We start from the raw sequence: 8,615 nt of genomic DNA on the forward strand, positions 1-8,615 counted from the left end.
CCGAAGCGGACATGACTCGTTGTGGTGAGCCATGTCGCGCGGGGCGCGGAGCCGGGGTTAACTGTGCGGTCCGCCCGCTCCGAAATCGAGGTTGGACCAGGGGCTCGCGGGATCGTTCAGCAGCCGGTGGCGGACCCGGGCGGCCGAGACGTACTCCGGCCCGAATTCCTCGCCGTCGAGCGCGAGCAGCCTGCCCAGCACGTAACCGGTGGACAATTCCGCCCACGATTCGTGGTAGCGGCGGGCGATCGCGCCTGCCTCCAGCACCATCAATTCCGCGGTGAGCGCGTCGCAATAGCCGACGGCCAAACCCCAGCGGGCCAGTTCGACCGCGCGACCGACGTCCCAGCCGATGATGCTGTCCACCACGCCGTCCGGAGCGAGCAGGCCGTCGGCGCGGAACCTCTGTTCGTACCGGACGATCCGGCGCACCGCGTCGACGAGCGGTTCGGCCTGGTCCTCGGCGTCGTTGTCGGCGCACCACTGCCGGACCAGCTCGACCCAGCCGTAGACGTCCAGCGCCAGCCCGCTGCGGGCGCGCAGCACGAGCACGAGATTTCCGGTGGTGAGCTGGTAGGAATCGCCGAGCAGCCGGTCCATCGCGGCCCGCCAGCTGGCGGCGTCCGCGACGCCCCACCAGTCGCGCAGGCCGCGGACTTCGGCGACGTAATCGTGGTAGCGCGCGTCGAGGACGTTCCACGGTTCGGCCGACAGCACCGCCTGGTGCGCGCCGCACGCGAGCGCGTGCGCGACCGGACCGTCGAGAAGCCCGTACCTGGCCGTGTAAAGCCGTTCGACCTGCTGCTCCACCGCGGTGACCCGGTGCGGGTTCGCGTCGACCCACGGCAGCACGGCGTTCGCGCCCACGCGCCATTCGGCGAGCGTGCCGCGGTTGAACACGACCTGTTCCTCGCGGCCGAGACCGTGCGTGGCCCAGTCGAGATCGCCGCTGAGAAACACCACGTCGGCACCGAAATCCGGCAGTGCGCCGCGGGTGAACACCTGCAGCGACGGTTCGCCGCCGTGCGCGCAGCAGGCTTTCGCGGGCGACCAGGTCCGCTCCTGCGCGAGCCGCTCCGCCTCGTCCCGGTGGATCGGCACGAAAAGCTCCTCGTCGCCGAGGAGTTCGAGGAAGCGGTCGAGATCGTCCTCCCGCCGCGCGCGGGCGAGTTCGGCTTCGACGTCGGCCAGCGTGGCCCAGGTCATGGAATCCGCCTCAGCCCTTCTTCGCGCGCTTGCGCTTCGCTCCGGTGTTCTTCGCCTTGTCTTTCTCCGCGGTGGCAAGCAATTCCTCGGCGTGCGCGCGGCCGGTCTCGGTGCCGTCCATGCCCGCGAGCATCCGCGCCAGCTCGCGCACCCGGTCGCTCTGGTCGAGCGTCTTCACGCCGCTGCGCGTGACGCCGCCGCTGGTTCCCTTGTCCACCACCAAATGCTGGTCCGCGAACGCGGCGACCTGCGGAAGGTGCGTGACCACCAGAACCTGGTGGGTGCGCGCGAGCCGCGCCAGCCGCCGTCCGATCTCCACCGCGGCCCGGCCGCCGACCCCGGCGTCGACCTCGTCGAACACCAGCGTCTGCACGGTGTCCGCGTGCGCCAGCACCACCTCGATCGCGAGCATCACGCGCGACAGCTCACCGCCCGAGGCGGCCTTGTGCACCGGCAGCGGCGGCGCGCCGTTGTGCGCCCGCAGCAGCAGTTCCACCTCGTCGACGCCGTCCGGGCCCGCGTGCACCGCGTGTCCGTCGATCGCGAGCGCCTGCCGGTCGCCGTGCTCGGCCGGACGCTGTTCGACGGTGATCTCCAGCTCCGCCTGGCCCATCGCGAGACCGGACAGCTCCTTGGTGATCGCCGTGGCGAGTTCAGCGGCCGCCTTGCCGCGCGCAGCGGAAACCTCGGTGGCGTGCGCCACCAGTTGCACGGCCAGCTCGTCGCGGCGCAACGCCAGCCCGGCCAACGCCTCTTCGGAAGTGTCCATCGATTCGAGCCGGCGCCGCGCGTCCTCGGCCCACGCCAGCACTCCGTCGACATCCGCGGCGTACTTGCGGGTGAGCCGTTTGAGATCGGCCTGGCGCGAGAGCACCTTCTCCAGCAGCGCCGGGTCCGCGTCCAGGTTCTCGACGTAGCTCCCCAGCTCCGCGCCGACGTCGCTCAACAGCGTGGAGGCCTCCTCCAGCCGCGGCACGAGGTCGCGCAGCGCGGAATCCTCCGCCGACACCAGCCGTCGCACCGCCTCGCCGACCAGGCCGAGCGCCCCCGGCGCGTCCGGGTCGCCGTCTTGCGAGCCGGACACCGCCGCGTGCGATTCGGTGGCCATCGCGCGCAGTTCGTCGACCGCGGCGAGCCGCTTGATCTGCTCGGTGAGCTCGACGTCCTCGCCCGGCTCGGGCGCGACCGCGTCGATCTCGTTCAGCCCGTGCTTGAGCAGGTCCGCCTGCTGCGCCATCTCGCGGGAGCGGTTGGAGCGCTCGCTCAGCTCGGTGAGCACGGCCAGCCATTCCTCGCGGACCTGGCGGTACTGCGCGAGCGGACCGCCGACATCCTCGCCGGCGAACCGGTCGATCACCGCGCGCTGCTCGGCCGGGCGCAGCAACCGCAGCTGGTCGTTCTGCCCGTGCACGGCGATCACCTGCTCGGACAGCTCGGCCAGCACCCCGACCGGCACCGACCGGCCGCCGAGGTGCGCCCGCGAGCGCCCGTCGGCCGCGACCGTGCGCAGCGCGATGACGCTGCCGTCCTCGTCGACGTCGGCCCCCGAATCGGTGACGATGCGGGCGGCCGCGTCGTCCTTGCCCACGGTGAACCGGCCCTCGACGAATGCCTTCAGCATCCCGTTCCGGACCTTCGACGCCTCGGCCCGTCCGCCCGAAAGCAGATGCAGCCCGGTGACGACCATGGTTTTGCCCGCACCCGTCTCACCGGTCACCACGGTGAAGCCCGCGTGCAGTTCCAGCAGGGCTTCCTCGATGACTCCGAGGCCCTGGATGCGCATCTCGGCCAGCACGACGCATACGGTAGCGGCCCGCACCGACGTTCTGTGCGTCCGAGGTCCGCTAACTCTTCTTTTCGCTGGTCGAACACTTGTGCGGGCGCGTCGCGAATCAGCCGCCCGGGCGCTCCCCGCCGCGCCGGTCGCGCCAGCTGCGCACCGGCAGGCCGAACTTGTACACCAGCCGGTCGGTGAACACGCCGTCCCACAGCCGCACCAGCCGCACCGGCTGCCTGCCGCACACGACGCGCACCAGCGCGCCCGGCGGAAGGTCGAACGACCGCAGCCCGTCGCAGGTCAGCGCGGCTTTCGGGCCGGTCGGGTCGATGCCGACGGTGATCACCGACTCGGGCGAGACGACCAGCGGCCGGGAGAACATCGCGTGCGCGTTGCTCGGCACGACGAGCAACGCCTCGACGTCCGGCCACAGCACCGGCCCGCCCGCGGAGAAGGCGTACGCGGTGGAACCGGTCGGCGTCGCGCACAGCACGCCGTCGCAGCCGAAGGACGACACCGGGCGGCCGTCGACCTCGATCAGCGCGTCGAGCACCCGCTCGCGGCTGAACTTCTCGACGCTCGCCTCGTTGAGCGCCCAGGTCCGGTAGATCTCCGCGCCGTCGGCGGTGACCGTGACGTCGACCGTCATCCGGTCCTCGACGTGGTACTCGCGGTCGACGACACGTTGCACCGCGTCGGCGAGTGCGTCCGAATCGGCCTCGGCGAGGAAGCCGACGCGGCCGAGGTTGACGCCGAGCACCGGAACCTCGGCCGGACGGGCGAGTTCCGCCGCGCGCAGCAGGGTTCCGTCGCCGCCGAGCACGAACACGAGTTCGGCTCCCTCGGCGGGATTGTGCTCGGGCGCGACCACGGTGCACGGCTTGGCCATGCAGCCGTCCGGGTCGATCAACTGGAGAACGTCCTCGTCGAGCACGCGAAGCCGGATCCCGGCCTTCGCGAATCGCTGGGACACCTCGCGGGCGGCCTCCCGGGTGGTGTCCCGGTCGGGGTGCACCACGAGGAGCACTTCACGTTCGGCGGTCACTGAGGTCCTTCCTGGACTGCGGCGCGAACCAGCCGCTCGGCATCGTCGACGCCGGTGTCTTCGGCCTCCGTTTTGCGGAGCCACACAAAGTATTCGACGTTCCCGGACGGCCCCGGCAACGGACTCGCGACCACCCCGCGCAGCGACAGGCCGAGCTTCGCGGCCTCGGCGAGCACGCCCAGCACGGATTCGACGCGCAGCTCGGGATCGCGGACCACGCCGCCGCTGCCGAGGCGGTCCTTGCCGACCTCGAACTGCGGTTTGACCATCGGCACCAGATCCGCGCCGTCGCGGGCGCAGTCGGCGAGCGCGGGCAGCACGAGCTTGAGCGAGATGAAGGAAAGGTCGCCGACGACGAGATCGACCTGGCCGCCGAGGACGTCCGGCGTCAGGTTGCGGACGTTCGTGCGGTCGAGAACCACGACGCGATCGTCGGTCTGCAGCTTCCACACGAGAAGCCCGCGCCCGACATCCGCGGCGATGACCTTGTCCGCGCCGCCCCGCAGCAAGACATCCGTGAACCCGCCAGTGGAGGCGCCCGCGTCAAGACAGCGGCGGCCTTCGACGGTCAGCCCTTCCGGGCCGAAACGCTCAAGCGCGCCAAGGAGTTTGTGCGCGCCACGCGACGCCCAGCCCGGGTCGTCCTCGTCCTTCACGACGATCGGCGCGTCGTTTTCCACGCCGGTGGCGGGTTTCGTGGCGACCATGCCGCGCACGGTGACTTTGCCGCCGGTGATGAGCGCGGAGGCTTGCTCGCGGGAGCGGGCGAGTCCGCGCCGCACGAGTTCCGCGTCGAGCCTGGCCCGTTTGGCCACGCCGGTCAGACCTTGTCGATGCTGGACAGGGCCACGGTCAGCTCGGTGTGCACGGCCTCGAAGCGGTCCACGTGCTCGGCGGGCGGCAGCGTGTCGAGGTCGTCGAGCCCGGCGACGGCCTCGTCGATGCCAGCCCGCGGGTCAGTCTGCTGCGGGCCGGGTCCGGGGATCGGCGGGGGTCCGGGAACCGGCCGCGGAACGTTCGGGTGCACAGGCCCAAACTACCAGTCAGGCGAGCCCGAGCCCGCTCACTGCCGCCGCGGCCGCGTCGCCTTCCGCGCGCACCCGGGTCGCCCCGGTGCGCCACGCCGAATCGCACAGCGCGCGCAGCAGGTCGAGCTTGTCCCCTTCGCCGCGAACGGTCAGCACGTCGTTTTCGCTGATTTCCCAGCCGGACCGCTTCCCGACGCGCAATTCGTCCGCCGGCTGCGCGAGCGCGGTGAGATCCGCACCCAGATGAGTGGGCCGTTCCGCCGGAATCGCGGTGAGCAGCGTCGCCGGAGTCGCGATGCCAGTGAGGACGCACAGCGAGTCGAGACCCGCCGCGCCCGCGCCCGCGATGTCGGTGTCGAGCCGATCCCCGACGACCAGCGGACGCTTCGCCTTCGCCGAGCGCGCAGCCGTTTCGAACAGCAACGGCTCCGGCTTCCCCGCGACCACCGGTTCCGCGCCGGTGGCGATTTTCAGCGCCCCGACCATGGATCCGTTGCCCGGCATCAGCCCGCGCTCAGTGGGCAGCGTGGTGTCGGTGTTCGTGGCGACCCACAGCCCGCCCGCCCGGATCACGATGCTCGCCTCGGCGAGGTCCGCCCATCCGGTCTCCGGCGAATGTCCTTGCACCACAGCGGAAACGTCGTCGCCCGCGGTCCGCACCGGCTCGAGTCCGACCGCCGAGATCTGGTCGCCGAGCGAGGCCGTGCCGACGATGAGCACCTTCGCTCCGGCGGGCAGCCGGTCCCGCAGGAGCGCGGCTGCCGCCTGAGCGCTTGTGTGCACCTCTTCGGTGTCCGCGGTGATGCCGAGGTCCCGGAGGTGCTCGGCGACCGCGGACGGGGCCTTTGACGCGTTGTTGGTCACGAACCGGACCGCCGTGCCCTGCTCGCGCACGGCGGCCACGGTTTCCGCGGCCCCGTCGATCACCCGCGGCCCGTGGTACACGGTGCCGTCGAGATCGAACAGCAGCGCGTCGTAGGCCACGTCAGTCATCCGACCCGGTCGGCTCGCCTGACTCGTTCAGCTCGGTTGCCTCGGCCGGTCCGTTCGCCTCGTTCGACGCGTTCGCGAGATCCGCGGCGCGCTCGGCGGCGTCGGTCTCGTCCTCGGCGTCGGCCTCAGCGGCGTTCAGGAACCACTGCACGGCCTCTTCCTTGCGCCCGGCCGCCTCGAGATTGTCGGCGTAGGCGTAGAACAGGCGCGCGCTCCACGGGTCGCGCTTGGCCGCTGCGAGGTCTGGCCCCTGCAGGGACACGACCGCCGCGTCCAACTGCCCGAGGTCGCGCCGCGCACCCGCCGCGACGATCGCCAGCTCGACCTGGGTCGCCTTGGTGAGCCGTTCCTTGTCGGTCTCCTTGGCGAGGTCCAGAACGCGCTCCGGACGGCCCAGCGCGCGCTCGGCGTCCGCGATGATCGCGATGTGCTCGTCGCTGCGCGTCATCCGCCGGACGGCGCGCAGTTCGGACAGCGCTTCCTGCCAGTTGCCCGCGTGGTAGGCGACCAGCCCGAGCCCTTCGCGCACGATCGGCACCCGCGACGCCTTGGTCTTCGCGTACCGGGCGTGCTCGAGCGCGGCTTCCGGGTCTTCGTCGACCAGACCGCCAGCGGCGACCAGGTGCTTCCCGACGGTCTCCGCGAGCCCCTTCGGCAGGGTCCGCAGCTCGCGGCGGACCTCTTCGTCGAGGTCGGAGAACTCGATGTCTTCGGGCAGCTCCGGCGCTTCGAGCAGCTCGCGGGCGAGGGCGGCGTCCTGCTCCTCGACAGTCACCGGCCGCTTCGTGCGGGGACGGTCGTCCCTGCGGTCGCGACGGTCACCGCGATCTCCACGGTTGTCACGACCGCCACGGTCGCTGCGGTTGTCGCGGTTGTCGCGCTCCCGACGGTCCTGCCGCTCGCCCCGGTCCTCGCGGTCGTCGCGCCCGTCCGAGTCGCGCCGCTCCTGGCCCTCAGCAGCCTCGGCATTTTCGACGCGGTCCACCGAACCCGACTCGGCACCCGAGCCCGCAGTCACCTCGTCGACCACCGCCGATTCCCCGGCTGCGGCCGACGCGGTCTCCTCGACCTCGTCGCGACGCCCCCGGACACTGTCGTCCTGACGGTCCTTGCGGAAACCACCGTCGCGCTGGTCCTTCCGGAACCCGCCGGAGTCGCCGTCCCGATCACGCCGGAACCCGCCCTGCCGGTCGTCCCGGCGGTCCCCGCCAGGCCGCTTGCCGCCATACCCACCGGACCGGTCGCCCCGGTAGCCGCCCTCGTCACGACGGTCGCTGCGGAACCCACCGGAACGGTCGTCCCGACGATCCCCGCCGCGGTAACCGCCCTCGTCGCGCCGCTCATTGCGGAATCCGCCCGAACGGTCGTCCCGACGATCTCCGCGGTAACCGCCTTCATCGCGCCGGTCGTTGCGGAAACCGCCCGGCCGGTCGTCCCGACGGTTGTCGCGGAACCCGCCGGAACGGTCGTCCCGCCGGTTGTCGCCGCGGTAGCCGCCTTCGTCACGCCGGTCGCTGCGGAAGCCGCCCGAACGGTTGTCCCGACGGTCGTCCCGGTCGTTGCGGAACCCGCGGTCGTCGCGCCGGTCCCCCCGGTTCCCACCGGAGCGATCGTCACGGAATCCACCGGAACTCCGGCTCCCGCCACGGAATCCGCCGTCGCGCGGACCGCGGTCGTCCCGGTCCCGGTACCCGCCGGGCTTGCCGCCCCGGTCGTCCCGGAATCCGCCCGGCTTGCTGCCCCGGTCGTCGCGGTAGCCGCCGCGCGCATCGCGATCGCCGGGCTTGCCGCCGCGGTTGTCGCGGTCGCCGTAGCCGCCGCGCCGGTCGTTGTCACGCCGGTCGTCGCCGCCCGAGTACCCGCCACGACGGTCGTCGCCACCGCGCCGGTCGTCGTTCCAGCGCCCGCCGGAGCGCTCCCCGTAAGACGGCTTGCCCTGCGGACGCCCGCGGTCGCCGTAGGAGGACTTGCCGCCGGGTCCGCCGGAGCGGTCGCCGTACGACTTGCCCTGCGGACGGTCGAAGTCGCGCTTGCCGCGAGGGCGGAAGTCGCGGTCGTCGTCGCGTTTGCCGGCGTATCCGCCGCGCTGTTCGCGGGGACCGTCGCCGTGGCCGGGGCGGCCGGCGAAGCCGCCGGTACCGCGTGCGCCGCGGTCGTCCCGGCGGGGCCGGCCCTGGTGGGCGTTGTCCCGCCCGCCGCGGTCCTGCCGCGCGCCGCGCCGGTCTCCCCGGGGCGCGTCGGACCGTCCGCCGCGGGAGTCCTGGTCGCGGCGTCCCGACCGACCGGACCCCTCATCCGCTGAGTCACGTCGACCGAACTCGGACACCTGGCCTCCTGCCATAGACAACTCTGGAATTCTGAGGACGGCCCCCGCTACGAGGGCCGATTGACTATCCTACGGGCCCGTTCGGAGCAACCTCGCGCGGGCGGACCCTGAGGTCGGCCGGCGCCCTGCTCGAGCGGACGCGAACATGAGTCTGGGCCCCGGGAGAACCGCTGCGGGTTCTCGACCGGGGCCCAGACTGTTTGGTTAAGTTCGGCGGTGTCCTACTCTCCCACAACCCTT

General features: G+C 72.1%; 7 protein-coding genes. All 7 read right to left on the reverse strand.

Annotated elements, in window-relative coordinates; genetic code table 11:
- Nucleotides 1–57: 57 nt before the first annotated feature.
- Nucleotides 58–1,206 carry a DUF1266 domain-containing protein gene (locus ACFXI3_RS14795; RefSeq protein WP_378399901.1) on the reverse strand — a complete coding sequence of 383 codons (1,149 nt, stop codon included), beginning with the start codon at nt 1,204–1,206 and terminating at the stop codon, nt 58–60.
- A 10-nt stretch (nt 1,207–1,216) separates the two neighbouring features.
- Nucleotides 1,217–3,001, reverse strand: a complete 1,785-nt coding sequence (gene recN / locus ACFXI3_RS14800; protein WP_378399902.1) for a DNA repair protein RecN — start codon at nt 2,999–3,001, stop codon at nt 1,217–1,219.
- 97 nt (nt 3,002–3,098) lie between these two features.
- Nucleotides 3,099–4,028, reverse strand: coding sequence for an NAD kinase (locus ACFXI3_RS14805; RefSeq protein ID WP_378399903.1), 930 nt, complete (start codon nt 4,026–4,028; stop codon nt 3,099–3,101).
- Nucleotides 4,025–4,843, reverse strand: a complete 819-nt coding sequence (locus tag ACFXI3_RS14810; protein WP_344277583.1) for a TlyA family RNA methyltransferase — start codon at nt 4,841–4,843, stop codon at nt 4,025–4,027. Before ACFXI3_RS14810 ends, ACFXI3_RS14805 begins: the two co-directional genes overlap by 4 nt.
- A 5-nt stretch (nt 4,844–4,848) precedes the next feature.
- Complete coding sequence (locus tag ACFXI3_RS14815) at nt 4,849–5,055, reverse strand: hypothetical protein (RefSeq protein WP_009079580.1); 207 nt, start codon at nt 5,053–5,055, stop codon at nt 4,849–4,851.
- 16 nt (nt 5,056–5,071) lie between these two features.
- Nucleotides 5,072–6,049 (reverse strand): HAD-IIA family hydrolase, encoded by a 978-nt coding sequence (locus ACFXI3_RS14820; protein WP_378399904.1) that lies wholly within the window; start codon nt 6,047–6,049, stop codon nt 5,072–5,074.
- A complete protein-coding gene (locus tag ACFXI3_RS14825; RefSeq protein ID WP_378399905.1) occupies nt 6,042–8,375 on the reverse strand; it encodes a hypothetical protein in 2,334 nt (777 codons plus the stop codon). Before ACFXI3_RS14825 ends, ACFXI3_RS14820 begins: the two co-directional genes overlap by 8 nt.
- Nucleotides 8,376–8,615: the final 240 nt, after the last annotated feature.

The sequence above is a fragment of the Amycolatopsis sp. NPDC059235 genome, assembly GCF_042754125.1.
GTDB lineage: Bacteria > Actinomycetota > Actinomycetes > Mycobacteriales > Pseudonocardiaceae > Amycolatopsis > Amycolatopsis albidoflava.

Excerpts from the sequence above, each read along its gene's own strand:
- ACFXI3_RS14795 (WP_378399901.1), bottom strand. The coding sequence starts at position 1,206 with ATGACCTGGGCCACGCTGGCCGACGTCGAAGCCGAACTCGCCCGCGCG.
- ACFXI3_RS14820 (WP_378399904.1), bottom strand. The coding sequence starts at position 6,049 with ATGACTGACGTGGCCTACGACGCGCTGCTGTTCGATCTCGACGGCACC.